The organism is Mucilaginibacter sp. PAMC 26640, assembly GCA_001596135.1.
GTDB lineage: Bacteria > Bacteroidota > Bacteroidia > Sphingobacteriales > Sphingobacteriaceae > Mucilaginibacter.
In genome coordinates, this window is record CP014773.1 from 4402882 (window position 1) to 4426613 (window position 23732).

25 protein-coding genes are annotated in these 23732 nt (G+C 41.6%); 11 read left to right on the top strand and 14 right to left on the bottom strand.

The features are described 5' to 3' along the window. The first annotated feature begins 80 nt into the window (after positions 1-80). A complete protein-coding gene (locus A0256_19045; GenBank protein AMR33366.1) occupies positions 81-422 on the top strand; it encodes a hypothetical protein in 342 nt (113 codons plus the stop codon). Positions 423-601: 179 nt separating this feature from the next. Then, positions 602-1069, top strand: coding sequence for a hypothetical protein (locus A0256_19050; GenBank protein ID AMR33367.1), 468 nt, complete (start codon positions 602-604; stop codon positions 1067-1069). 68 nt (positions 1070-1137) lie between these two features. Here the strand turns inward: A0256_19050 and A0256_19055 are convergent, their stop codons facing one another. From A0256_19055 to A0256_19070, 4 genes are read right to left on the bottom strand one after another with little or no spacing between them, the layout of a single operon-like run. Continuing rightward, the gene (locus A0256_19055; protein ID AMR33368.1) at positions 1138-1383 is read right to left on the bottom strand and encodes a hypothetical protein; all 246 of its coding nucleotides are present in this window, start codon (positions 1381-1383) and stop codon (positions 1138-1140) included. A gap of 33 nt (positions 1384-1416) precedes the next feature. Next, on the bottom strand, positions 1417-2166 hold the full coding sequence (locus A0256_19060; GenBank protein ID AMR33369.1) for an ABC transporter ATP-binding protein: 750 nt from the start codon (positions 2164-2166) through the stop codon (positions 1417-1419). Next, the gene (locus A0256_19065; protein AMR33370.1) at positions 2163-3029 is read right to left on the bottom strand and encodes an ABC transporter permease; all 867 of its coding nucleotides are present in this window, start codon (positions 3027-3029) and stop codon (positions 2163-2165) included. The genes A0256_19060 and A0256_19065 overlap by 4 nt, the downstream gene beginning before the upstream one ends. Next, positions 3030-3998 carry an ABC transporter substrate-binding protein gene (locus A0256_19070; GenBank protein ID AMR34620.1) on the bottom strand — a complete coding sequence of 323 codons (969 nt, stop codon included), beginning with the start codon at positions 3996-3998 and terminating at the stop codon, positions 3030-3032. Between the two features lie 334 nt (positions 3999-4332). Between A0256_19070 and A0256_19075 the strand changes: the two genes are divergently transcribed. The 3 genes from A0256_19075 to A0256_19085 all read left to right on the top strand — a co-directional run bounded on the left by A0256_19075 (position 4333) and on the right by A0256_19085 (position 6737). Next, positions 4333-5676: an adenylosuccinate lyase gene (locus A0256_19075; protein ID AMR33371.1), complete on the top strand. Its 1344-nt coding sequence runs from the start codon at positions 4333-4335 to the stop codon at positions 5674-5676. 3 nt (positions 5677-5679) lie between these two features. Then, entirely contained in the window at positions 5680-6084 is a 405-nt protein-coding gene (locus tag A0256_19080; protein AMR33372.1) for a hypothetical protein, read from the top strand. A gap of 101 nt (positions 6085-6185) precedes the next feature. Further along, the gene (locus A0256_19085; protein AMR33373.1) at positions 6186-6737 is read left to right on the top strand and encodes a thioredoxin; all 552 of its coding nucleotides are present in this window, start codon (positions 6186-6188) and stop codon (positions 6735-6737) included. A 128-nt stretch (positions 6738-6865) separates the two neighbouring features. Here the strand turns inward: A0256_19085 and A0256_19090 are convergent, their stop codons facing one another. The 3 genes from A0256_19090 to A0256_19100 are packed head-to-tail and all read right to left on the bottom strand — an operon-like array spanning position 6866 to position 8624. Beyond that, entirely contained in the window at positions 6866-7201 is a 336-nt protein-coding gene (locus tag A0256_19090) for a hypothetical protein (protein AMR33374.1), read from the bottom strand. Next, positions 7202-7903, bottom strand: coding sequence for a hypothetical protein (locus tag A0256_19095; protein AMR33375.1), 702 nt, complete (start codon positions 7901-7903; stop codon positions 7202-7204). It lies immediately after the preceding gene. A gap of 19 nt (positions 7904-7922) precedes the next feature. After that, on the bottom strand, positions 7923-8624 hold the full coding sequence (locus A0256_19100; GenBank protein ID AMR33376.1) for a hypothetical protein: 702 nt from the start codon (positions 8622-8624) through the stop codon (positions 7923-7925). A 226-nt stretch (positions 8625-8850) separates the two neighbouring features. Between A0256_19100 and A0256_19105 the strand changes: the two genes are divergently transcribed. The 3 genes from A0256_19105 to A0256_19115 all read left to right on the top strand — a co-directional run bounded on the left by A0256_19105 (position 8851) and on the right by A0256_19115 (position 11895). Beyond that, positions 8851-9474, top strand: coding sequence for a 7-carboxy-7-deazaguanine synthase (locus A0256_19105; GenBank protein AMR33377.1), 624 nt, complete (start codon positions 8851-8853; stop codon positions 9472-9474). Between the two features lie 32 nt (positions 9475-9506). Beyond that, positions 9507-11411, top strand: coding sequence for a hypothetical protein (locus A0256_19110; GenBank protein ID AMR33378.1), 1905 nt, complete (start codon positions 9507-9509; stop codon positions 11409-11411). A 70-nt stretch (positions 11412-11481) separates the two neighbouring features. Then, complete coding sequence (locus tag A0256_19115) at positions 11482-11895, top strand: hypothetical protein (protein ID AMR33379.1); 414 nt, start codon at positions 11482-11484, stop codon at positions 11893-11895. A gap of 148 nt (positions 11896-12043) precedes the next feature. On the opposite strand, the gene A0256_19120 is transcribed toward A0256_19115, so the two are convergent. Beyond that, complete coding sequence (locus A0256_19120) at positions 12044-12223, bottom strand: preprotein translocase (protein ID AMR33380.1); 180 nt, start codon at positions 12221-12223, stop codon at positions 12044-12046. Between the two features lie 298 nt (positions 12224-12521). On the opposite strand from A0256_19120, the gene A0256_19125 reads away from it, so the two are divergent. Next, a complete protein-coding gene (locus tag A0256_19125; GenBank protein ID AMR33381.1) occupies positions 12522-13127 on the top strand; it encodes a hypothetical protein in 606 nt (201 codons plus the stop codon). Positions 13128-13157: 30 nt separating this feature from the next. Here the strand turns inward: A0256_19125 and A0256_19130 are convergent, their stop codons facing one another. Continuing rightward, a complete protein-coding gene (locus tag A0256_19130) occupies positions 13158-14060 on the bottom strand; it encodes a gluconolactonase (GenBank protein AMR34621.1) in 903 nt (300 codons plus the stop codon). A 339-nt stretch (positions 14061-14399) separates the two neighbouring features. Between A0256_19130 and A0256_19135 the strand changes: the two genes are divergently transcribed. After that, positions 14400-14855, top strand: a complete 456-nt coding sequence (locus A0256_19135; GenBank protein ID AMR33382.1) for a hypothetical protein — start codon at positions 14400-14402, stop codon at positions 14853-14855. On the opposite strand, the gene A0256_19140 is transcribed toward A0256_19135, so the two are convergent. The 3 genes from A0256_19140 to A0256_19150 form a co-directional block, all read right to left on the bottom strand. Continuing rightward, the gene (locus tag A0256_19140; GenBank protein ID AMR33383.1) at positions 14856-15620 is read right to left on the bottom strand and encodes a hypothetical protein; all 765 of its coding nucleotides are present in this window, start codon (positions 15618-15620) and stop codon (positions 14856-14858) included. It abuts the gene before it with no gap. A gap of 357 nt (positions 15621-15977) precedes the next feature. After that, on the bottom strand, positions 15978-16508 hold the full coding sequence (locus tag A0256_19145; protein ID AMR33384.1) for a hypothetical protein: 531 nt from the start codon (positions 16506-16508) through the stop codon (positions 15978-15980). A gap of 107 nt (positions 16509-16615) precedes the next feature. Continuing rightward, positions 16616-19189 carry a phosphoenolpyruvate carboxylase gene (locus A0256_19150; protein AMR33385.1) on the bottom strand — a complete coding sequence of 858 codons (2574 nt, stop codon included), beginning with the start codon at positions 19187-19189 and terminating at the stop codon, positions 16616-16618. A 201-nt stretch (positions 19190-19390) separates the two neighbouring features. Here A0256_19150 and A0256_19155 point away from each other — a divergent pair, with 201 nt between their 5' ends. After that, positions 19391-21553, top strand: a complete 2163-nt coding sequence (locus tag A0256_19155) for a hypothetical protein (GenBank protein AMR33386.1) — start codon at positions 19391-19393, stop codon at positions 21551-21553. 146 nt (positions 21554-21699) lie between these two features. Here A0256_19155 and A0256_19160 read toward each other — a convergent pair whose 3' ends face one another. Both A0256_19160 and A0256_19165 read right to left on the bottom strand, forming a co-directional pair. Then, positions 21700-23040 carry a phosphate starvation-inducible protein PhoH gene (locus A0256_19160; GenBank protein ID AMR33387.1) on the bottom strand — a complete coding sequence of 447 codons (1341 nt, stop codon included), beginning with the start codon at positions 23038-23040 and terminating at the stop codon, positions 21700-21702. A 99-nt stretch (positions 23041-23139) separates the two neighbouring features. Further along, a complete protein-coding gene (locus tag A0256_19165; GenBank protein ID AMR33388.1) occupies positions 23140-23643 on the bottom strand; it encodes a hypothetical protein in 504 nt (167 codons plus the stop codon). Positions 23644-23732: the final 89 nt, after the last annotated feature.

Genomic DNA, 23732 nt, shown 5'->3' on the forward strand with positions numbered 1-23732 from the left:
ATTGTGCCCAGGAGCCAAAGGCATAAATTCTTTATCAACAACCTTATATTAATATCAAATAACGACAAATATCCAGTTATATGGCCACTAACGAGCAATTATTAGACCGGGTCCGGGAAGCTTTAAAGTATCTTCCTTCAGTTGAAGAGAAGCGCATGTTTGGTGGTATTTGTTTTATGGTTGATGAAAAGCTTTGCATCTGCGTAAACATGCATGAAATACTCTGCCGGATTGATCCCCAAGAATTTGAGTCTGCTCTTGCAACAGACGGTGTGCGCGCAATGAAACAAGGTGAACGCACCGCTAAAGGTTATATTTTCATTCACGAGGATGTTCTCAACCATCAAAAAGATTTTGAGTATTGGGTTGAGAAGGCGCTGGCTTACAACAAAATAGCGAAAGCAAGTATAAAGCGAAAATAACCAGCCTGTTAAATGGAAATATAGCAACGAAGGCAATTTAGCTAACTACCAATGTGGAAAGCCTCATTCTCTGAATTTAAATATCGATTTGCAGTAATATTATAAACCGCTACATTTGGTAGCTCCACGCCCCATTATTAGGCGGGCATTATAGACACATTATTATCTTTTAAAAATCAATGGCGCAGATACCTAAAAAAAAACTTACCGTAAAGCAAAGAATGACCATCGTTTATATTGCCATGGGAGCGATCGTTGTGATAACAATTATTGGAAAGCTATTTAAAGGGAAGGAATCATTTACACTTGAAGAAGTGCTTGCTACCAAAATCACAACCATTGAAGTAAAAGATAGAGGCTTAGTCGGCAACCATCAATATACAATTCGCGATGCCGATAGTATTGCTGTACTTTTAGAAATTGTAAAAATGTCTAAACCTGTTGAATTTTCGTCATTGAACATCAAGATAGGAGCTCAAACATGCCTCATCATTTTAAAGGATGCATCAGGCAAAGAATTCAGCACAGTTCTGACCGATGAATCGAAAGATAAAGGGATCCTTCGTTCGGGGGAATACTTTTACCGAAATGACGATCTTCTGAATGTAGTTGAAACTAAGCTTAAGGCAACGCCTGCTAGTCATTAACCCAAGAGATTAAATACTCATTAGAAGTTAATTAAATTTCAGGAGGCGGATATATTCAAACTCAGGATTTAGGCTGCCATTCTGTTCACCTTCACATTTTCGATTAAATAGTTGTTCATCAACTCATTTTCTGAAATGATAACACTAAAGTCGTCGAACCTAAGGCCATCTTCAAAAGCATATAGCGTGTAACCACGTTTGTTACCATCGTAAGCGCCGAGTTCGTAAACTTCGTCGTATTTTTTGTTTTTGATTTTTGCACCGCTAACCAGCTGGTAAGAGTCGGATATAGTTTGAAATGTCAAGTTCTTCATAGTATGAATAACTGTACAATTTCTTTGCCAATTTTACCCGAACCATTCAAACAGGTCGGCTTGCTTTAATTTGGACTTTTCTACGGCAGCAAGATCTCTCAATATTTTCCCTTCTCCCATCTGTATAACTCGGTTACCGTAATTACCGGCATCCCTTAAATTATGCGTAACCAATACGGCGGTTAGCCTATATTCTTTAATGAGATCGTCCGCCGTACGCATTACCCGCTCGGCAGATTTGGGGTCGAGAGCCGCTGTAGGTTCATCCAACAACAAGATCTTACAATCATCCATCACACTCATTAAAAGTGTAAGCGCCTGTCGCTGGCCGCCGGATAGCGTACCTATCGGCTGTTCGGTTTTATCTTCGAGCCCCATCCCCAATGTGGCTATTTTTTCGCGCACCTGTTTTTTAAATGCTTCGGTTTTGCCTATACTGAGGCCCTTGTTTTGCGTGCGTAATGCAGCCAAGCGAAAGTTATCGATAATACTGAGATCAGCAGCTGTCCCGAGCATTGGATTTTGGAAAATCCGGGCTATCCATTTGCTGCGCTGGTAATCTTGCAGTTTGGTAACGTCGTTTTGTTCGATGGTGATGGTACCGGTGCTTGGAAAGGCCGTCCCAGCAACCAGATTAAGCAAAGTAGTTTTGCCGGAGCCGTTAGATCCAACAATCACGACAAATTCGCCTGCATTGATCGTAAGATCAATATTGCTAAGTGCACTTACCTGATTGGCTTTTCCACTATTAAAAGTTTTGCTAATGTTATTTAAAGTGATCATTCGGTGCGTTGAGTTAAGCGCGGTAAGCCCACAATAAGAAATACAAAAAGAGCAGTAACAATTTTAAGCATGTTGGGATTTACACCGATACTGAGTGTTATGGCCAGCACAAACTGAAAGATGATTGCCCCTGCCAGCACCAGCAAAAGGCTTAGCCATACCGATGTTATTTGCAGCCAGTTGATAATAGTCTCGGCTATAATAACAGAACCCAGGCCGATAATAACGCTGCCTATGCCCATATTGATATCCGCGAAACCCTGTTGTTGCGAAATGAGGTAGCCGCTAAGGGCAGTTAGCGCATTGGCTATAGCAAGTCCTGTTATTTTCATCCTGTCGGTGTTTACCCCGAGCGCACGGATCATCGGCTCACTATTACCTGTAGCCCGCATAGCCATGCCAAAATCGGTTTTCAATACATAGCCGATTAGCAGCGTAAGCAAAGCCACAAAAACCAGCAAAACTATTAGTGAATTGTGATTGGGATCGGTAATGAATATAACGGCCGAATACAGCGTATTAACGTTAAGCAAAGGAAGATTTGATCGACCCAGTATGGTTAAGTTAACGGAGTAGAGCGCCGTCATTACTAAAATACCGGCGAGCAAAGCGTTAATTTTGAGCTTGGTATGAATAATTCCCGTTAGCGCACCGGCCAGCGCCCCCGCTACGATCACAGCTAACAGAACCACATAACCGGGTTGATGTTGGGTAAGCATTATACCTGTCACTGCGCCGCCAAGAGTATAGCTGCCATCGGTGGTAATATCCGGGATATTAAAGATCTTCATAGAGATGTAAATGCCAAAGGCAATCCCCGCATAGCATAATCCCTGTATGAGGGCGGTTAGGTAAAAATCCATTTATTTAAGTGCAATAAAGTCAGCCGGAACAGTAATGTTGTATTTTTTGGCCGCGGTAGGGTTGTAAACACGCTTGCGCACTTTCACCATTTCCAGTTTCAATCCTTCTGTTTGATGCGTTTTTAGAAACTGCGCTGCCTGCACACCGCTTTGGTACCCCCATTGATAAATATCTGCACCAAAGGCAGCCACTGCACCACGTTGCACCAAACCGGCCTCACTGGTAAATATGGGGGTATTCTTTTCATTACAGCTTTTCAGGATAGTTTCAAAAGCCGAAAATACCGTATTATCAGGGTTGGCAAAAAAGGCATCGATATTTTTTGCCAGCAGCGCCTGCGTAACCAGCTGTGCATCGGCAGATGAGTTTAATGGCAGGGCAATAACCTTTACATTCAGTTTGGCAGCTAAGCTTTGGATCCTGCTCAACGCGTCGGCAGATTGCGGTTCCGATTGGTTATAGATCATCCCGATAGAAAGCCGGGCACCTTTAGGCTTCAGCAATTTAGGAATCAAAGCAAAAGATGTGTCTATATAGCTTAAATCCTCCATGGTGCCAAACAGGTTTGCGGGGCCCTTGCCACTAGCATCAGCCACCTTCATCCGCTCTGGCGTTGGCGATACCATCTGAAAAATAGGGATGGTTTTGGTTTTCTGGATAGCAGCCACGGTTGAAAGCGTGGTGGAGGTAGCCAGCAGATCAACCTTATCTGATACAAACTGATTAACTATCGTAGTTAATGTGGGGATATTTTGCTGAGCGTTGGCGAATCTAATCTCTATATTTTTCTTTTCAGTGCTAAATCCCTTGTCTTTAAGCGCAGCAACAAAACCATTTTTTGCCTGGGAAAGTGTCGCGTCCTCTAACGCTTCCACAAATCCCACAACAGGTACACCTGTTTTTTTTGGTGCGCATGAAAACGCCATTAACGCTATTGATAAGGTTAAAAAGGGCTTGATAAGTTTCATGTTACTAAAGTAGCTAATCGGTTCCAAAGCAAAAAATGTTATAGTTTTCAGATGCGAGTTTTTACAAAGCATCTATATTTATAGCAAGAAACATTATGATTTTAAATCAAAAACAGGGTTTACATAATTTAAAACATTCAGTGTTAACCTTTTTTAGATCACTGAAAATCAGAAATCTAAAAAAATATAAAAATCGACTTAGCATTTTTCCTGGAAAGCCTTTGATTGACATTTTCCACCCCGATAAATGATATAGCTGAGATTGCCCGGTAAACCGAAGCGGTGAAAGAAGGCCGCATCGCTGCAAAATGTTATCTTTGCAAAAAACTCATTCATGGAATTAAATTCTCTCACCGCTATATCACCTATCGATGGTCGTTACCGTAATGCTACAGCAGAATTGGCCCCTTATTTTTCGGAGTTTGCTTTGATTAAATACCGGGTGTTTGTAGAAATAGAATATTTCATTGCCCTGTACCAGCTACCTGTGCCACAGCTGCAATATTACGATGGTAGTAAATCGGAGTTATTGCGCGACATCTACCGGAATTTTTCAGAAGCTGATGCCGGCGAAATAAAGGAGATCGAAAAAACAACCAACCATGATGTAAAGGCAGTAGAATACTTCATCAAAAACAAATTTGACGGGTTAGGTCTGCAGGGCTATAAAGAGTTTATCCATTTCGGGCTAACCTCCCAGGATATCAACAATACCGCTATCCCCTATTCGTTTAAGCAGGCAATACATGACATTTATATCCCACAGTTGCACAGCCTGATTGATGTGTTGCGGCATTACGCATCTGAATGGGCTCACATCCCAATGCTGGCCCACACCCACGGGCAGCCCGCGTCGCCAACACGTTTGGGTAAAGAAATAGAAGTGTTTGTAGAGCGTTTGATTAACCAATTACATTTACTCCGCGCTGTACCCTACTCGGCCAAATTTGGCGGAGCCACGGGTAATTTTAACGCACATAAAGTAGCCTACCCGGATACCGATTGGAAAGCCTTCGGCAATCATTTTGTGAACGAAGTTTTAGGCCTGCACCGCTCGCAATTTACTACCCAAATAGAACATTATGATAATTTTGCCGCGCAATGCGATGCCTTGAAACGTATCAATAATATCCTGATAGATCTGGACCGGGATGTTTGGACCTACATTTCCATGAACTATTTTAAGCAAAAAATAAAGGCAGGCGAGGTCGGCTCATCGGCAATGCCTCATAAAGTAAACCCGATAGATTTTGAGAACAGCGAGGGCAACCTGGGTATTGCGAACGCCATGTTTGAACACCTGGCGGCCAAACTACCTGTTTCGCGTTTACAGCGCGATCTTACCGATTCTACGGTACTCCGTAATATTGGCGTACCCGTGGCGCACACGTTAATTGCGTTTAAATCTACCATTAAAGGATTAAATAAATTATTACTGAATGAACCGGCTATCAATGCGCACCTGGAAGCAAACTGGGCTGTGGTTGCTGAGGCCATTCAAACTATATTACGCCGCGAAGCTTATCCAAACCCATATGAAGCGCTGAAGGAACTCACCCGTACGAATACCCAGGTGAATGCCCAAACCATAGCCCAATTTGTGGATACTTTGCAGGTAAGCGATAGCGTAAAAGAAGAGCTTAAGAGTATTACACCACAAACTTATACTGGGATATAAATTATGAAGCGGTTGCACTCGCATATAACATACCCGATTGTCTTTTTTAACTTGGCGGTTGATGCTTTTGCGACCTATTTGCTTTTTGACAATTACGATACTTCGCTTGGTCTATTATATTTGGTAGTGTTAATGAATTTTATTTTTTTGTTAGGTGCATATGTAAGTTTCATAACCTACAAACGAGTTTATTTAAATGACTCTAAGCTTTATATATATGACCTATATTCAAAAACACCGTATATTTTGCCTTTGACGGATTTACGAGGGGTTAAAAAAGAAATGCGGGTATTCGATATGCTGTTTGGTGTTTATAAACTCGATCTTGCAGTTGAAGGTAGTTATAATGATTACACTTTCACCTTCATAAAAAACAAACTGATTGGGAATCTGAGCAATTACATTTGACAAAATCGCTTAACGTCTGTCAGTATCAAGTAAAACTAAATCAGGCTTGCAAGAACAACCGAAAACCTGTTTACATTTGTTTACTACTAAATAGAACATCCATGAATATCAACGTATATACCGAAACCACGCCGAACCCGGCAACAATGAAGTTTATAGTAAACAAGTTGTTGATAAACGGAAGCGTGGATTATGCCACTAAGGAAAGTGCCGAAAAATCTCCTTTTGCTAAGGAATTATATAAATTTTCATTTGTAAATGGCGTTTTTTTCGCCAGCAACTTCGTTACGGTTACCAAAACCGAAGGCACCGAATGGAACGACATAGAAGCGATACTGAAAGAGTTTGTAAAAGGTGCGGTTGAATCTGAATTGAAAGTACAGGAAGTAGAGCAAACCGAAGAAGTTGAATTTGAAGGTACTGAAACCGAAATCAAAATTCAGCAGATCCTAAACGATTACGTTCGCCCGGCAGTTGAGCAGGATGGCGGCGCTATCAGCTACCGTTCTTTTGATGCAGGTGTGGTTACTGTTGAGCTTCGCGGTTCATGCAGCGGTTGCCCATCATCAACGGTAACATTAAAGTCAGGTATCGAGAATCTATTAAAACGTATGGTTCCCGAAGTGACCGAAGTGGTATCTGAAGCGCTATAATCAGGTTTTCAAGAATTGATTAGGTGCTTAAACCGATCAACATATTTATTGAGCCGATTTGAAGATGATTCATATCGGCTTTTTATTGCTTTATAAAGTTGTATTGGATTTTACCATAGCCATTAGCGTTAGCCTCTGCCCATGATCTTATCCCAAAAGGAACTAATTCCGATATAGATCTTGTCCCCTTTTATTTTTACGGGATAACTCTCTACAAAGTCGTTTTGTCCGGTGCTGCCTTTGCCGGTTTTCAGGTCGTACGAAAAACGGTGGTAAGGGCAAACCAACCTTCCATCAGCACACCAACCCCTGCTTAAATCTTCGCCTGCATGCGGGCATTTTGCGTTCACTGCAAACAAATCTCCCGCATAATTCACAAGACAAATATTTTGGCCGCCTACCTTTATTTTTTTGATAAAAGGTTGTTCACTAATTTCTTCTTCAGGAAGTTTATACCACTTCATTTATTCATAAAATTCTATTTTGCCTTCCTTTTCTTCCCCAAAATAACCAATGTCGTAAATTATTCTCGAAAGCATAATTTTTATATCCCAGGCGCTTTTAAAGTTTGCCATATTATAATTATATCTCATTACTCCAGCCGTATCTTCCCGTTTAAAACCCAAGTTTTCAAAAAGATGGATTTGCTTTTCTTTCGGATCATCAGAATCGCAATATGAGATAATGAAACTTAAATCTATTGTTATACTAAGCGTTTTGGTTTCATCCAAGGTAAATACTATTTGAATGGGAATTCCCCTATGCGACAAAGTCAGGATAAATTTTTTGTATTTACAAGCGTACAAGTCGAAAAGAGCATTGTCTATTTCTTGTCCGTCAGTCAGGAGTGTTCGCTTTGCTGTTAATCCTGTAATTTTACTTAATTCCTTTTCAAATTGTTTCTTCCAAAATCTTGAAATATACTCATCTGATTTATCTTCAATATTCAGTTGCTTGCTGAATCGTTGAAGTCTTTCCTCAGCTTCAAAATAAGGGTCTTTAAAATAGCGTAAACGGTAAAGCTGCGCTTCAACTTTGTTTAACGCGTTGCCACTTAGATGCACACTTTCGTAATCATGTTCTAGTAGACCATCATTTACCGCCGACTCAAGGGATTTTTTTTCCTCTTCTAGGATTGATATAAGTAGGTCGAGATCTGATTTCAAAATGATAAAATCTATCGTCCTAAAAATCTATCTTCAAATTCATCAGGGTGGGATTTTTCATTACCTCATCCATACTGGTAACCAGCGTTACCCGGCGGCGATCTGCAGAAAGCACGGCCCTGGAATTATTGATTTTTTTAACCGGATTGGCAAAGTTGAGTACCACCTTGTACGGCATATCGATCAGCATTGCTTTGGCCATAGCAAACTTAGACCCTGCCTTTTTTAAAAACATCGCGAATTTATCTTTGTCGATGATTCGGTAAAATTTGTGCGGGGTAATCTCATAATTATAATAACTCTGCCCGGCTATTAGCGGCTGCGCATCAAAGCCCGGCATTTTGCTGTTGGTTGCCTGGCTCAGCTGACTGTTCATTGAAATATTACTGAGATGCTGCAAGTAATATTGCAGATCAGCCGCATTTTTCGCTTCATGCTTAATGCTCACCTTCATCACATTATGCTTTAGATCCATTTTAACGGCCAGATCACTGCCCTGGGCCATCTTTATTTCCTCAGCATTCATTTTATTGGCGATACTATCCGGAAGCGCATTGTAAAAACTTAGCGTTGTATCTTTTACCAGCCCAAATTGGGGCGTTTCGCGCACCGAGTCTGTCATGAGGTTCATTAAAACAGATACGGCTTTACCCATGTCAAAGCCGTAAACCACATTACAGGCGCCACCCGCTTTAAAATCATAATGTTCCTCAATATCCACGCATGATGTACAGCAAAGCAAACAAATGAAAATTATTGGCGTGTAGAATTTTTTCATGTGGTTTGTTTGATACGGTTAATACCCTATAAAACTAAGTGCAAATTGTGACAAATAAAAATAACAAGCTGATTTCAGGGAAATTATCATTTCAAATCACCCCAATATCACCTTTTCCCTTAGCCCTTTAACCTTTGAGCTTAATAACTTACCTTTGCAGCCTTTAATTATGGCACATCAGGTCCCCGAAAATGGCACATTGCTTCCTTTAATGGAAGAGTTTTATACGATACAGGGCGAAGGGTATAATACCGGCAAAGCTGCTTATTTTATCCGCCTTGGCGGCTGCGATGTGGGCTGCCATTGGTGCGATGTTAAAGAAAGCTGGGATGCGGAACTACACCCGCTTACCGCTGCCGATACCATTGTGAACAACGCTTCAAAACACCCGGCAAAAGCGGTGGTGATAACCGGTGGTGAGCCATTGATCTATAATTTAGATTATTTAACAAGTCAGCTACATGCCTCAGGTATAAAAACCTTTATCGAAACCTCCGGTGCCTATCCTCTTTCCGGTCATTGGGACTGGATCTGCCTATCGCCTAAGAAGTTTAAAGCGCCAATGCAAATGGTTGCCGATAAAGCCAATGAGCTTAAAGTAATTGTTTTCAACAAATCAGATTTCGCCTTTGCAGAACACAATGCCAAATTGGTTGGCCCAAGCTGCAAGCTATACCTGCAACCGGAGTGGAGTAAGCATGCAGAAATGACTCCACTCATTGTTGAGTACGTTATGAATAATCCGCATTGGGAAATTTCACTGCAAACGCACAAGTATCTAAATATCCCTTAAATGTGTAACTTAGCGTATCAACATTGTTATCAATGCGCTACACTTACTCGTTTGTTTTTTTCTTCCTGTTTATTTCCGTTTGTTCGTTTGCCCAATCCCGGCAATACTCCACAAATGACAGGGAAGCTATTAAAAACTATGCGCTAGCCAATACCAGCCTTGATGAACATTTGTATGATGATGCTATTAGCGAATTGCAAAAAGCTATTGAAGCTGATAATAAGTTTGTGGAGGCCCATGCTGTTCTCGCAGATGTTCTTCGCTTAAAAAGGCGTAACAAGGAAGCTATTGCCGAATTTCTAAAAGTAATTGCGCTCGATCCTGAATATACCAGAGCTGTTTACCTCAAAATAGGAGATGCGGAGATCGGCGAAGCACAGTATGAGCCTGCCCGTCAACATCTCGAAAAATACATCACCTACCCCAATCTTACCCCACAGAACGAGGCTTTTGCGCGTAAACTGCTGCGCGATTGCGAATATGCCATTGAGGCGCTGAAGCATCCGGTGCCGTTTAAACCGGTTAATATGGGTGCTGAGATCAATACCGTTGCTGATGAGTACCTGCCCGTTGCCACAGCCGATGAAAGTACCCTGATATTTACCCGCAAAATAAACAACAATGAAGATTTTTACAAAAGCGATAAACTGAACGGCAAATGGAAAAATTCTGTGTACCTAAGTGATGTGATCAACACGCCTGCTTATAACGAGGGTGCGCAGTCTATTTCGCAGGATGGCAAATACCTGTTTTTCACAGGCTGCAACCGGCCGGATGGCCTTGGCCGCTGCGATATTTATATTACGCAGAAGAAAGGCAACGATTGGGGTAAGCCCTTTAGTCTTAGTGCACCGCTAAATACATCGGGATGGGAAGCCCAGCCGTCAATAAGTGCAGACGGGCGTACTATCTATTTTGTGAGTAACCGCAAAGGAGGCTATGGTGGTTATGATATCTGGAAATCTACCCTTAGCGAGAAAGGCTGGGGCAACCCGGAAAATATGGGGCCAGGTATCAATACCGTTTATGATGAGCAATCGCCATTTATTCACCCCGATGATAGTACTTTTTATTTTTGCAGCAATGGCTGGCCGGGAATGGGTGGCAAAGACCTGTTCATAAGCAGACTTGGCGCCGATGGGAGATGGAAAAAACCAGAGAATTTGGGCTCTCCTATCAATTCCAGCGGTGACGAAAACGGCCTTACTTTAACAGCGAACGGCGCTTATGCTTTCTTTTCGTCGAACAATCTGCAGGGCTTTGGCGGCTATGATATTTATACTTTCGAACTGCCGCTTAACCTGCGGCCAAATGTAGTTGCCTATGTAAAAGGTAAAGTATCTGATGCAAAAACAAAAGCACCGCTGGATGCCGACGTAGAAATAGTTGACCTGGAAAAAAACATGGTGGTGTACCAGGATAATAGTTCTGAAGACTCGGGTGAGTTTCTGGCTACGCTTGCTTCTGGAAAAAACTACGGACTAACGATTTCCAAACAAGGTTATTTGTTTTACTCCGATAACTTCTCGCTTGTTGGGCATACGCCAAAAACGGCCTTCAACATTTCGGTAGATCTGTCGGCTATTGAAGTTGGCGGCAAGGTAATCCTCAAAAATATATTTTTCGATACTAATAAGTTTGATCTAAAAATGGAGTCGAAATCGGAATTGGCCAGGCTAATACAGTTTTTAGACATGAACCCTAAGGTTACTATAGAAATTTCCGGCTTTACGGATGATGTGGGTAACGATCAGACTAATCAAACATTATCAGAGAACCGCGCGAAGGCAGTATACAACTACTTGCTGGAAGCTAAGATTGCTGCCGCAAGGATGGTTTATAAAGGTTATGGAAAAAACGGACCGATAGCGCCAAATACCTCTGACGAGAACCGAGCTAAAAACCGCCGTACCGAGTTTAGAATCATCCTCAAATAGATCGCAATTTAAAAAGGTTAAGCTTCCGATGGCTTAAACGTTGCTTATTACATTTGCTTAATAAAACAATATGAAAGCTAACGCGCTCACGGTTACAATAAAAGTAGACGCTCCTATCGAAAAGGTTTGGGAGCTTTGGACTACACCTTACGATATCAAGAAATGGAATAATCTCTCGCCCGATTGGCATACCACTCATGTTGAAAATGACTTGCGTACCGGTGGCCGCTTTTTATACAAGATGGGTTTGAAAGACGGCAGTTTCAGCTTTAATTTTGAAGGGACTTATGAGGAGGTGATGTTAAATAAGCTGATTACTTATACGCTGAACGATCAACGCCATTCGCGGATTGAGTTTAGTTGCAGCAACCCGGTAGTGTTATCCGAAATTTTTGAACCAACTGATAATGAACCTGCTCAAGTTCAGGAGGGATTTTGCAAAGCAGTGCTGCAAAGTTTTAAGCAATATACGGAAGCGATGTAGTGTTTACACATTCCGAATACTCCAGTTACCGGTAAAGGAACTTAAGTAGTTATACTTCTAAACAAGCTCCTGGCATAGCCAAGCTAGTAGCTTGTTAAATGGTGATGATACAATAAAGGCGGTAATTTTAAATTACCGCCTTCTAATATTAATAAGTGTTGTTCGATTTTACCTTAACCGCAACCGGTTCTTCAGGATCGTCTCCATCTTTAGCATTTTTAAATTCCTTCATGCCTTTTCCAAGGCCTTTCATCATTTCCGGGATCTTTTTACCGCCAAATAATATCAAAATAGCGATGATGATCAGTATAATTTCAGGTGCTCCCATTGGTTGTCTTTTTGTTTGTACTTTAATTACGTTTAAATGTAGCGAAAAGTTTTTAATCCATAACTATTATTGCAGATTAAATTATATAACATTATACCTTGTTAGATTGTAATGACTGTTTTAAAAACGCTTTTGACCTAAGCACCCAAGAAGCACAAAATATACAACTTTTGGTTGTATAAGTGTTAAGTTAAAAGGTTTAAATATAGTTTATTCCCATAGCCTTTAGGAAGTGTTTGTACAGATGCCTAAGCGAGGCTTATAACCCTTATATTTGCTTAAATTTAGCTCTTTGGTTATGACGAATAGCAAGCAATTTATGGAAAGCGGAATGCTTGAAGCTTATTGCCTTGGCAGCTTAGATACTGCCGGGCAGGCTGAAGTTTTAGAAATGTGCCTTATTCACCCTGAATTGCGGATGGAATTGACTGAAATAGAAAATAATATTGAGAGGTTTTCCAATGCATTTTCCGTAGAACCGCCTTCTCATCTCAGAGAAAATATCCTTAATACCTTGTTTGCCACTGCTGTTAATCTGGATAGCCTGCCTGAAACATCTGCTGACTCCATATTGGAGGCTTGGTTAAACGGAATTGGCAATTTGATCCCAGCGGAAACTTCTGAGCCTTTATTTCAACATTTGCTAAGACATGACGGGCAAATTATGCAGGCTTTGGTAGTGTCTAAAATTAATATACCAGAAGAAACGCACGAAGAAGTTATAGAAAGCTTTTACATACTGCAAGGCCGCTGCCGCTGTATGATAGATGAACGCGCATACCTGTTGGGCCCAGGAGATTTTATTGAGATCCCCCTTAATACTAATCATGATGTAGTTTTGCTTACGCCATACGTTACAGCTATCCATCAGCAAAAAGCATTGCCCGGTAAAGTATTGGCTTAGGCAGATGCCCTGTTTCCTTTACTACTACTTTTACTCCACTCCTTTTACCTTCATTTGCATCACATAGATGGCTTTTGAAGCGGTAATAAAAAGTTTATCTTTATGTTTACCGCCAAAACAAATATTGGCAGTCCATGGCTCGGGCACCTCAATGCGCGCAATTTGCTCACCAGCAGGATTAAAAATGGTGATACCATTACCGGCAAGGTATAGATTACCGCGTTCATCAAGTGTTATACCATCAGCACCTTTATTTACGAATATCGTTCTGTTGCCCAGGGCACCGTTTGGCGTTATATTATATTTATAAATCTTGTTCCCGCCAATATCCGCAACAAATAAAAATTTGCCATCGGGTGTGCCAACAATGCCATTGGGTTGTTTAAGCCCGTCTTCCAGCATTACAGCTGTAGTTTTACCTTTTGGTAAGTAGTACACTTTTTGCCCATCCTGGTCGGATTTAGTGCGGGTCCACCAGGGACGCTGATAATAAGGGTCGGTGAAATAGATATCCCCGTTGGGATGTACCCAAAGGTCGTTAGGCCCATTAAGCAGTCTGCCATCATAATCAGTTAGCAGCACATTCTTCTTTTTCCCTTTTTTTACCTGCCATAACTGGTTATGCTCATCGGCGCACACAATAAGGTTCCCTTTTTTATCGAAATAAGTTCCGTTTGGCCGCCCTGCATTATCCATGTAAAGTGATAATTTGCCATTAATATCATACTCCCAGATCTTATTGTTAGGCTGATCGGTAAAAAATATATTCCCCTTTCTATCCACCGATGGGCCTTCGGTAAAAGTAAATTGATTGGATATCAATTGCAGTTTTGCAGACGGTGCATACAGGGTGGTATCTTGTGCCGTAGCGTAATTAAAAATAATTAGATAAATGAAGCAAAGGAAGGCAACGGGCAGTTTTATAATTTTCATCATATGGCATTAATTTTATGAAGCGATATCCGGTGGCGCAAACAAACTTCGCTATACAATCCACAATAGCTTTGCGCGATACAAACCGGCTACTTTTAACCATAACCTGATCAGGTTTCGGTGCTTTTTGAGCAATACACGCTAGCGGAATCAAAAGTAAAGATCAGATATTTAATTACCGGTAACGTTGTAAATACTGTCTAATTTAATCGTTTTTTATTTAACATAAATTAATATGAAGATTATTTTAAACCCGCGTATGGATTATTTAGATGTTTATCTGATTTTTGAAGCCGAAGCCCGAAGGGGCTGTCATTGCACCAACCCCTCTAGCTAAAAATGTACTCAAAAGATCAGGCATCACAACTAAAACAGGAATTTTGGACAGCTTTTGGCCAATATATGGGGCCGGTACTTTCTGCCGATGGCCTGCGCGTCAACTGGATCAATTACAAAACCGGCGTGAAGCATATTTTCTTTAAGATGCAGGCAGATAATAAACTGGGCACCATCAGCATTGAGATCGCGCATCCCGATCCTGAATTGCAACAACTGTTCTTCGAGCAGTTTGAAACCTACAAAACGATGTTAAACAATACCCTTGGCGAAGAATGGAACTGGGAACTGCTCACTACGGATGATTACGGTAAAACTATTAGCAGGATTTATAAACAATTAACCCCGGCCAGTATTTTCCAAAAGGATGACTGGCCAGGGTTAATCTCATTTTTTAAACCCCGGATCATCGCGCTGGATGAATTTTGGAGCAACGCTAAGTTCGCGTTCGAAGTTTAATTATTTTGTTTTGGTAACACGATAGCCGATACCAATGTTAAGGGATACAAAAAAAGCACTGTTTTTATTATCAGGCCCATTCTGCAGTTTATGGCTGTCTACTTTCCAATCGCCCTGGTAGGCATCTATGTAATAACCTGCCCTGATACCAATTGGAATACTACGTTGCAACAAAACATTATCCATTTGCTTTGATCTTAATTTGATGAGATAATCAAAACCCGCACCCAAATCAATCCCTACGTTCGGCTGATAAAATGTTTTGCTGGATGTGCTGTTGAGGATCTCGGTTGAAAAATCATTCGTGCCTTCAATCCGTTTTTTGTCCTGGATGTTCAAAACCGCAGCATTGAAATTTACCCCTGCGAACGGAAATAACCTGTAATTTGAACTACTTGATACATCATACCCGAAACGTAAAAAAGCATTATACTGATTATATTTAGTTTTTAAGCCGTTCACTTCAGATTTGGTAACTGGAGTAAAACCTATTCCGTCTTCCATGATCACTTTCTTAAAAACCCGATCCATAGTGGCATTAATCCAAATATTATTATTACCTAACGAGGGAATACCATTAGCGCTTAAAATTTGATTAAGTTGATTTAAGTTAGTTTTGCGATAGGTAACTCCTATCAAGGCTGCACCGGCGAAGTCTTTCTTCATCCATTTGCTGGATTTAATAGTATCTACTTGTTGCGCGCTTGCAGATAAGCCCGTCAACAAACTAGCTGCTGCTAAAAGGAACGTAAATGTATTTTTCATAGTAACTATATAACGACATTATACTAATTTAAGTTTCGGTTACCGTTAATATTTTCCTGTAGAGATTTATAACTTATTATCTGTAATCTTTTGCTGAATTGTTTACCACAAATCGTTCAGGATCGCAGAAATCACGTCACCTTATTGGCACTTGCTATTTGGCTTGCCTAAAGGACTGGGAAAATTGTACTGACTGTAGTTGGGAACATATCGCTATATTACGGCAAGGACAAGGTTCCTCACCGTTTAGGCAATCCAACTTTGGTATCAGGGATAAATAAGAAACTACCGAATCACATAAATATGGGCGCCGAACTGATGGAAACAGCCCAGCCTCCCCGGCAGTAACAGCTGAAATTATTTTAGTTTCGCACAAATGATATTGGCCTGTTTTAAGTGATCCTGTATGATAGGAAGCATTTTATTGGCGAAATCACTTACGTTTTTGTTATTACTTGTAGCCGCAGACTTGAGCAGCGTAATGGTTTGTTCGTGATCCTGCACCATTGCCTGTATATAATCCTTGTCGAAATCGGGGCCTAGTTTTTTTGATAATGCAGCCATTGCCTGGCCATGTATCGTGCTTAAGCTATCTAAAACTTTAACACCCTGCTCCTTTGCTATTTTCTTAAGGTCTTTGGCAGCCTTGGTATGTTCATCTACCATCCTTTTAGCATAGTTGATCACCTCAGGGTTACGTGAATTCCTCAACGCTAACTTAGATAATGACAGTTCCGCGTTACCATTTTCCAAGCATTTTTGCACAAAAACAACGGAGACACCGGTATCCGGCCCTACGTTGTAGTTTTTGGCTTTTCTGTTATCTGTGCAGGCATTGATCGAAATAAATATAGTTGATACAAGTATTATAGCGGCCAGTTGTTTCATTTATAAATTGTTAAGCTTGTAATTGGTAGTAACAAACATAACGTAATCCTGTTTATAAAAACAGGATTAAAATTTACACCAGTCTTATAAAATTATCGTGTAAGCATCTACGCCAGGTTTCGCCCGGCATTAACGATGCCATATACCGTACGAATTACCAGTTTATTATATATGCCGATCAACTCCTCGTCTTGCGTATTATTTAGGCACTGTAAAGCATAATGCTGAATAATCACCAGTGGCAAAACTATCTTTTCGCGAATGGCTATCGATCGGCGCTCAACCGGAGATTCTTCCATTAACATCGTAGTACCTGTCAATTCAAGTAAAAGTGATTTTGTCAGTTCAAACTCGTCTTTAAGGCCTTTCCAGAAAGCTCCGAACTTAGGATCCTGTTCCAGGTAGGCTGTTACCCTGAAATCCGATTTTGACATAGACATCATACAGTTATCCAGCATGGTTTTAAAGAAACCAGAATTCTGGTAAAGTTCTTTAACCTGCTCCCAGGTGCCACCGTCTTTCATTTTCTTCAGCGCGGTACCAACACCGTAAAAACCAGGAATACTTTGTTTTAACTGGCTCCACGAGGTAACAAAACTGATGGCACGCAAATCTTCCAGCTTAAGCTTGGCTGATGCATTGCGCTTGGTTGGGCGACTGCTAATATTGATCTGCGACAACAACTTTAACGGACTGTACGTTTCCAGGTATTCTACGAAAAGCGGATGCTCGCGCAGCGCAAGAAAAAGCTCATGGCTGGCACCGGCCATTTCGGCAATTAATGCCTTATGGTTCTCGTCCAGCAAATCTTTATGATTAGGATGCAAGGCGGATATAATTCCGGCATTGATCAACTGCTCGGTATTGAACCTCGCTGTTTCTATAGACCCATATTGAGAACTTACGGTTTGCCCTTGTATAGTCAGCTCAATGTGTTCGTTAGCAATTTCTTTGCCCATAGATGCATAGAATCGGTGGGTTTTACCGCCGCCTCGGGCCGGTGGCCCACCCCTGCCGTCAAAAAAAGCGAGATCAATATCATATTTGCGGGCCATTGCTGTAAGCTCTACCTTGGCTTTATAAATACTCCAATTGGCCATTAGGTAACCACCATCTTTCGTGCTATCGCTAAAACCAAGCATTATAGTTTGACGGTTACCCCTGCTTTTTAAATGCTTTTTATAAAACGGATGCTTGTATAACGTCTCCATAACATCCGCTGCATGTTTCAAATCATTAACGGTTTCAAACAGCGGCATAAAATCAACCGTCAGCTTATCCTTTTTCCAGCCGCTCCAAAGGAAAAGATCGATCAATTGTAATATATCAGAAGCCTGCTGGCAGTTACTGATAATAAATCGCTGGCAGCCCTTCACCCCGTTACTATGCTGAATTTGTTGCATCAGCCTGATCGTATCCAATGTATCGCGGGTCATGTCATCAGCGTCTGCCGGGCACATGAAATCGGCTTCGGTAAATGGCAAAGTTTTAAGCTTTGCAGCCTCGTCCATATCAGCATATCCCTTAGGTACACCTGTATAAATCTTTTTGGTCCCGTACTCAAAAACGCTTCGTAAAACGCGGCTATCCTGCCTGATATCCAAAGTGGCGAAATAAGAACCAAACAAGTTGACTTTTTGAATCATGCTTTCCACGATATCAACAAAAAGACTATCGTGACTGGTTACCAAGGTTTCGCGCATCGATTTAAGAATGGCCAGCATCTCCGGCTGAAGATCCTTAGGGCTTTCCTGCTCGTTAAAAGCATTATCGTAAAGCAGTTTTTCAAGCTTCATCAGGTTATCCGCAAAACCACGGAAAGTGATCCGGCGTTTCAATACCCTAAAGTCGCGGTAATAGCAGCGGAATATATGTTTACGCAACAGAGCCGATACCTCGCGGGTAGATTCTGTCGTTACGTTAGGGTTACCATCCCTGTCGCCGCCCGGCCAAAAGCCAAGTTCCAGCACCTGATGGGCCCCATCCATCTCAAATTCTTCTTCCAGTTTTGATTGAATGCCCGAAAGTGCATGGTAAAATATGTTCTCTAAAAACCAAACCAAGCTAACGGCCTCATCAACAGGCGTTGGTGAGGTTTTATTAAAGAAAGGCGTTTTACCTAGTTGTTGCAACAAGGCGTTAATTTCAGGAATGTCATTGCTTTTCAGCGCCTCTATCAAATCATTCATGATACCCAGGATAGTGCCTGGGTAAAACTGAGTAGGGTGCGCTGTAAGCACCAGCCTTAACGAAAAATCTTCCAGCTGTTTGCTGATCTGCTTACGGGCATCCTCGTTGGAGGTTGCCTGCTGTACCATGCTTTGTAACGGCCCGGTATCGTCTGTACGGCCAACGGTGCCAAATGAAGAATCTTCAATGGCATCAAATAAAACTACCTGGCGTTCAATATATTGAATAAACCTAAATAAACGATTGATTTGCTCCCGGTGCTCTATCCCCGGCACATAATTCTGAAAAAAAGACTCAATGATGTCCTTTGGTGAAGAATGACTAACTGCGCCCTTATCGCAATGCGAACTAAAGAAAGGCAAGAGGATACCAGTATCCTTTACCTGGTAAAAAGGCAGTGTTTGGAACAAACTGTTGTACAACTCAAAACGGGTTACAACTTCCTGATTAAAAGTTGCTTCTCTTTGGCTAAGCCTTTGATTCGTCGGCATAATAACTTGGGATTTTAGAAAAAATACTACCTCTTTTATAGAGTATCACGGCGTGAATTTAGCTATCTAAAACTAATTAACACTAATTTTTGAACAATTTATAACGTTTAAATTGATTTGATGCAATTATCGTTATTAGAACAAGCGGCGACTTTATTTGTTTAATTTTGCCAGCATCATTAGCGGTCGTTACGCACACCCATGAACATCCACAAAAGAGAAATAAAAAGCTTTTTTTACAGTCAGTATTTTTCCGACGGGCTACGCATTTCAGCGGGTATTTTATTGCCCTCTCTGGTGGCCATGCAATTTAATGATTTTAATCTCGGCCTTACCCTATCGTTAGGGGCATTATGTATCTGCGCCATAGACAGCCCCGGCCCGGTTGTGCATAAGCGCAACGCCATGGCTATCGGCAATGGATTACTGCTTGCAGTAGCACTCATAACCGGTTATGCACGGCTGAATGTATTTACCCTGGGTTTAGAGATCACCGCTTTTTCCTTCCTGTTTAGTATGCTCATTGTGTATGGTAACAGGGCCGCATCGGTTGGTACATCATCCTTATTAGTGATGATATTTATGATGGATAAGGCCGTGCCCCCGCCAGAGCTACCAATCTTCTGCTTAACTATTTTAGCCGGAGGCCTTTGGTATATGATCTTCAGCCTAATATTCTTCGGCATCAGGCCATACAGGGCAGCCCAGCAAACATTGGGCGAGAACGTTGCCGACGTTGCACGTTTTTTACGCATAAAGGCCGATTTTTATCTAACTGAAACGGATATCGATGCAAATTATAAACGGCTGGTACTGCAGCAAATTTCCGTAAGCAATCACCAGGACGCCGTACGGGAAATGCTTTTTAAGAGTCGGTTAATGGTTAAAGAATCTACTGCTGCCAGCAGGATCCTGGTACTTACCTTTAACGACCTGGTGGATATGTTTGAGCAGATCATGGCGACGCACTACGACTACCAGCAGATCCGAGATAAATTTGCCCATACCGGAGTTTTGAGGGAAATCTCCATTTTTCTGCATACCGTCGCTAACGATCTGGATAACATTGGGTACGCTATTTTATCGAACACCCGCCCCGAAAAACTGGATCACCTTGATTTTAAACTTGAACAGCTAAAGGCCAAAATTGACGAGGTTGGTGCCGACGATAAGGAGGCCAGCAATTTAGTATTGAAAAAGATACTGATCAATTTGAGGGATGTGAGCAAAAGCATTGCTAACATTTACAAATATTACCATTCCAAAGCTTCGGACATGTTGATGAACAACACAAGGGACGTGGAGTATTCTAAATTTGTAACGCACCAGGACTACGCTCCCCACATTTTCTGGGATAATTTTACGCTTAAATCTGCCACTTTTAAGCACGCGCTTCGTGTTTCACTGGTGTGCCTTGTGGGTTTTATCACAGCGAAATTCGTATCGCTCGGCGGCCACAGTTATTGGGTATTGCTTACTATCATTGTAATTCTTAAACCAGGCTTCAGTCTGTCAAAACAGCGTAACTATCAAAGACTGATCGGTACCATAGCAGGAGGTGTAATAGGTATATTCATTTTAACCTTTATCCCTGATAAAACTGCGCAGTTTATTATACTGGTTGTATTGATGATAGGCACCTACAGTTTCCTGAGACTAAACTATATAGTAAGTGTTATATTAATGACCCCCTATGTGCTTATACTTTTCAAATTTTTAGGCGTAGGATTACTGAATGTTGCCCAGGAACGAATAATAGATACGGCAATAGGCTCTTCGATCGCTTTGATTGCCAGTTATCTTATTTTCCCTACCTGGGAGTTTGAGCAGATAAGAGTAGACCTGAAGGCGGTCATCGTGGCAAATATCAACTACCTGAAAAAAGTATCAGAAAGCATTTCAGGCAAAACGGTGTTGCTAACTGATTATAAACTGGCTCGTAAGGATGTTTTTGTAAATTCTGCCAACCTTTCGGCAACATTTGAACGGATGACCTCCGAGCCTAAAAGTAAGCAGCGAAACATTAAGGATATTCATAAGTTTGTAGTGCTAAACCATATTCTGGCATCTTACACTGCCAATATTGCATCGGCGCTTATCAGGACAGGGCCGCAGCGGCCGCATGCGGATACTCTCAAACTGGTTAAGCGCAGTATTGCCGTGCTGCAGGAAACCAATAAAAAACTGGCAGATGAAATTGTTGCGCCGCCTGCCCCTATTCTCCAGCAAACCGAGGCGGTTAAAGTTGCCGAAGTGCCGACCGTCCCGCTTACCATTGATGATGTCCTGATGAAAGAGCAGCTAGGTTTTATTAATAAGCTGACGATTGACATCGGGAAGGTGACTGAGAATATATTAAGATAATTTCGCTACTACAACTGTTTTAGGTATTTCTCCCCTATACCGACTTAATACGTAATCTTTTCCAGTATCTGTAGATACTTTTCGCGGCTTTGGGGCCTAGTATTAAAATACCAACCCATACGAAATAAATTTTCTAATCATGAATATCACAATAACTCAGTAGCCAGATTAGCCAGTTCGCTTCTTTCCCCTTTTTGCAAGGTAACGTGCGCGTATAGCGGATGCCCCTTTGCCTTATCAATCAGGTAGGATAAACCATTGCTTTCCGCGTCCAGGTAGGGGGTATCTATCTGATAAATATCACCGGTAAAAACAAATTTGCTACTCTCCCCCGCTCTTGAAATAATTGTTTTCACTTCGTGCGGGGTAAGGTTCTGCGCCTCATCTACTATAAAAAAAATCTTGCTCAACGTACGCCCGCGAATAAATGCCAGTGGCGTTATGGAAATTTTATCGTTGGCTACCAGTTCATCTATCTTAGCCTGCATCTTTTCATCTTCGGCAAACTGGTCTTTGATGAATTTGAGGTTGTCCCAAATCGGCGCCATATAGGGGTCTATCTTAGATTTTACATCACCCGGTAAAAACCCGATATCCTTATTACTTAACGGCACTATGGGCCGCGTTACAAAAATTTGCCGGTAGTATTTGCGTTGCTCCAGCGCACTGGCTAATGCCAACAGCGTTTTGCCCGTGCCGGCATTGCCTTGTATGGTTACCAGTTTAATATCCGGATGGAGTAAAGCATGTATAGCAAATGCCTGTTCGGGGTTCCGGGGATGGATGTTGAGTACCGGCTGCTCCATCACCTTTTCCATCATGTCGGTTTGTTTGTTATAGAAAACCGAGGCGGTGGCGTTTTTACTGTTTAAAATGTAAAATTGATTACTTCTTGGCTGAAGATCAAAATCTCCCGCAGGAATAGCATCATTTTTGTTGAGTTTTCCCAGTAGCTTGTCGGTAACTTTATTAAGCACCGTTTTGCCGCTGTAAAGCTCCTCTATGTTTTTAACTTTCCCCGTTTCATAATCCTCCGCATACAAATTAAGCGACTTGGCCTTAAGCCGCAAACAAATATCTTTAGATACGAGAATTACCTTTTTATCCGGATTCTCAAACTGTACGCCCAGGGCTGCATTTAAAATGCGGTGGTCTATCTTGTCTGATCCAAAAACAACTTCGGCATCTGCACTGCTGTTTTTTACATCCATTATCACTTTAAAGCTGCCCTTGCTCTTACCGTTAAGCGGCATCCACTGATTAATGAGTCGATTACGCGAAAGGTCGTCCATCAGGCGGATAAAGCTGCGCGCTTCAAAATTACGCGTATCGTTACCGCTCTTCATGTTATCCAGTTCCTCAAGTACCTGTATCGGTATTGCTACATCGTGCTCCTGAAAGTTCTCAAACGCATTATGATCGTAAAGGATCACGGATGTATCCAGCACAAATATTTTCCTTTTTCTATCGGTATTATCCTTACTCATTTAAGCTAAATTAGGAAATTAAATTGGATGGTTTAGTGCCTTAACAGCTGGGCCCAGCGCTACTGTTTAAGCGAAACCTAAAATGGTGCCCCCCCTGCTTCAAAATGCGCAGCCGGCAACGGGATGGATGCCTTCTTTATCTTTAACTAAAGTATTTTTGCTGCCGCTGATCGCTACTATCCATAGGCTGTCGAAGTCACCGGTATCCCATTTGAGTTGCTTTGCATCAATACCTAAAGCCGAAATAATATCCGGGATATTTTTATGCTCCCAAACCACGATCACCGTCCCTGACTTTTTAAGTAGGTTGACAGCTAATTTCTTTGTTTGTGCAACATCATAGTTGGTATTAATAGGAATGTTGTATCTTATTGCAAGCGGTGAAATGGTTTGCGTCATACGGAGACTCTTCGTCACCTTCCCTACCGATGGCGATGGCACATAAAGATAATTGGGAACGCCGAACTTTGAAACAATAACGGCGGGAAGTTTTACCGCCCTGTTAAATCCGGCACAGGAAAGATTATCGCCCTGATCCGGTTTTTCAGCATGGCGAAGGATAATGATCTTTAATGGCTGCTGCGCAAACAGTGGAGATACCATAAATAAAACCACAACAGTAATCGAGAAAATACAATAGAGATAATTTTTACGCTTCATTTTGGCAGTCAATTTATATTTTATAACGCCTG

Bases quoted from the DNA above. Each gene is read 5' to 3' on its own strand.
- A0256_19045 (AMR33366.1), top strand. From the start codon at position 81: ATGGCCACTAACGAGCAATTATTAGACCGGGTCCGGGAAGCTTTAAAG.
- A0256_19050 (AMR33367.1), top strand. From the start codon at position 602: ATGGCGCAGATACCTAAAAAAAAACTTACCGTAAAGCAAAGAATGACC.
- A0256_19055 (AMR33368.1), bottom strand. From the start codon at position 1,383: ATGAAGAACTTGACATTTCAAACTATATCCGACTCTTACCAGCTGGTT.
- A0256_19060 (AMR33369.1), bottom strand. From the start codon at position 2,166: ATGATCACTTTAAATAACATTAGCAAAACTTTTAATAGTGGAAAAGCC.
- A0256_19065 (AMR33370.1), bottom strand. From the start codon at position 3,029: ATGGATTTTTACCTAACCGCCCTCATACAGGGATTATGCTATGCGGGG.
- A0256_19070 (AMR34620.1), bottom strand. From the start codon at position 3,998: ATGAAACTTATCAAGCCCTTTTTAACCTTATCAATAGCGTTAATGGCG.
- A0256_19075 (AMR33371.1), top strand. From the start codon at position 4,333: ATGGAATTAAATTCTCTCACCGCTATATCACCTATCGATGGTCGTTAC.
- A0256_19080 (AMR33372.1), top strand. From the start codon at position 5,680: ATGAAGCGGTTGCACTCGCATATAACATACCCGATTGTCTTTTTTAAC.
- A0256_19085 (AMR33373.1), top strand. From the start codon at position 6,186: ATGAATATCAACGTATATACCGAAACCACGCCGAACCCGGCAACAATG.
- A0256_19090 (AMR33374.1), bottom strand. From the start codon at position 7,201: ATGAAGTGGTATAAACTTCCTGAAGAAGAAATTAGTGAACAACCTTTT.
- A0256_19105 (AMR33377.1), top strand. From the start codon at position 8,851: ATGGCACATCAGGTCCCCGAAAATGGCACATTGCTTCCTTTAATGGAA.
- A0256_19110 (AMR33378.1), top strand. From the start codon at position 9,507: ATGCGCTACACTTACTCGTTTGTTTTTTTCTTCCTGTTTATTTCCGTT.
- A0256_19115 (AMR33379.1), top strand. From the start codon at position 11,482: ATGAAAGCTAACGCGCTCACGGTTACAATAAAAGTAGACGCTCCTATC.
- A0256_19120 (AMR33380.1), bottom strand. From the start codon at position 12,223: ATGGGAGCACCTGAAATTATACTGATCATCATCGCTATTTTGATATTA.
- A0256_19125 (AMR33381.1), top strand. From the start codon at position 12,522: ATGACGAATAGCAAGCAATTTATGGAAAGCGGAATGCTTGAAGCTTAT.
- A0256_19130 (AMR34621.1), bottom strand. From the start codon at position 14,060: ATGAAAATTATAAAACTGCCCGTTGCCTTCCTTTGCTTCATTTATCTA.
- A0256_19135 (AMR33382.1), top strand. From the start codon at position 14,400: ATGTACTCAAAAGATCAGGCATCACAACTAAAACAGGAATTTTGGACA.
- A0256_19140 (AMR33383.1), bottom strand. From the start codon at position 15,620: ATGAAAAATACATTTACGTTCCTTTTAGCAGCAGCTAGTTTGTTGACG.
- A0256_19145 (AMR33384.1), bottom strand. From the start codon at position 16,508: ATGAAACAACTGGCCGCTATAATACTTGTATCAACTATATTTATTTCG.
- A0256_19150 (AMR33385.1), bottom strand. From the start codon at position 19,189: ATGCCGACGAATCAAAGGCTTAGCCAAAGAGAAGCAACTTTTAATCAG.
- A0256_19155 (AMR33386.1), top strand. From the start codon at position 19,391: ATGAACATCCACAAAAGAGAAATAAAAAGCTTTTTTTACAGTCAGTAT.
- A0256_19160 (AMR33387.1), bottom strand. From the start codon at position 23,040: ATGAGTAAGGATAATACCGATAGAAAAAGGAAAATATTTGTGCTGGAT.
- A0256_19165 (AMR33388.1), bottom strand. From the start codon at position 23,643: ATGGTATCTCCACTGTTTGCGCAGCAGCCATTAAAGATCATTATCCTT.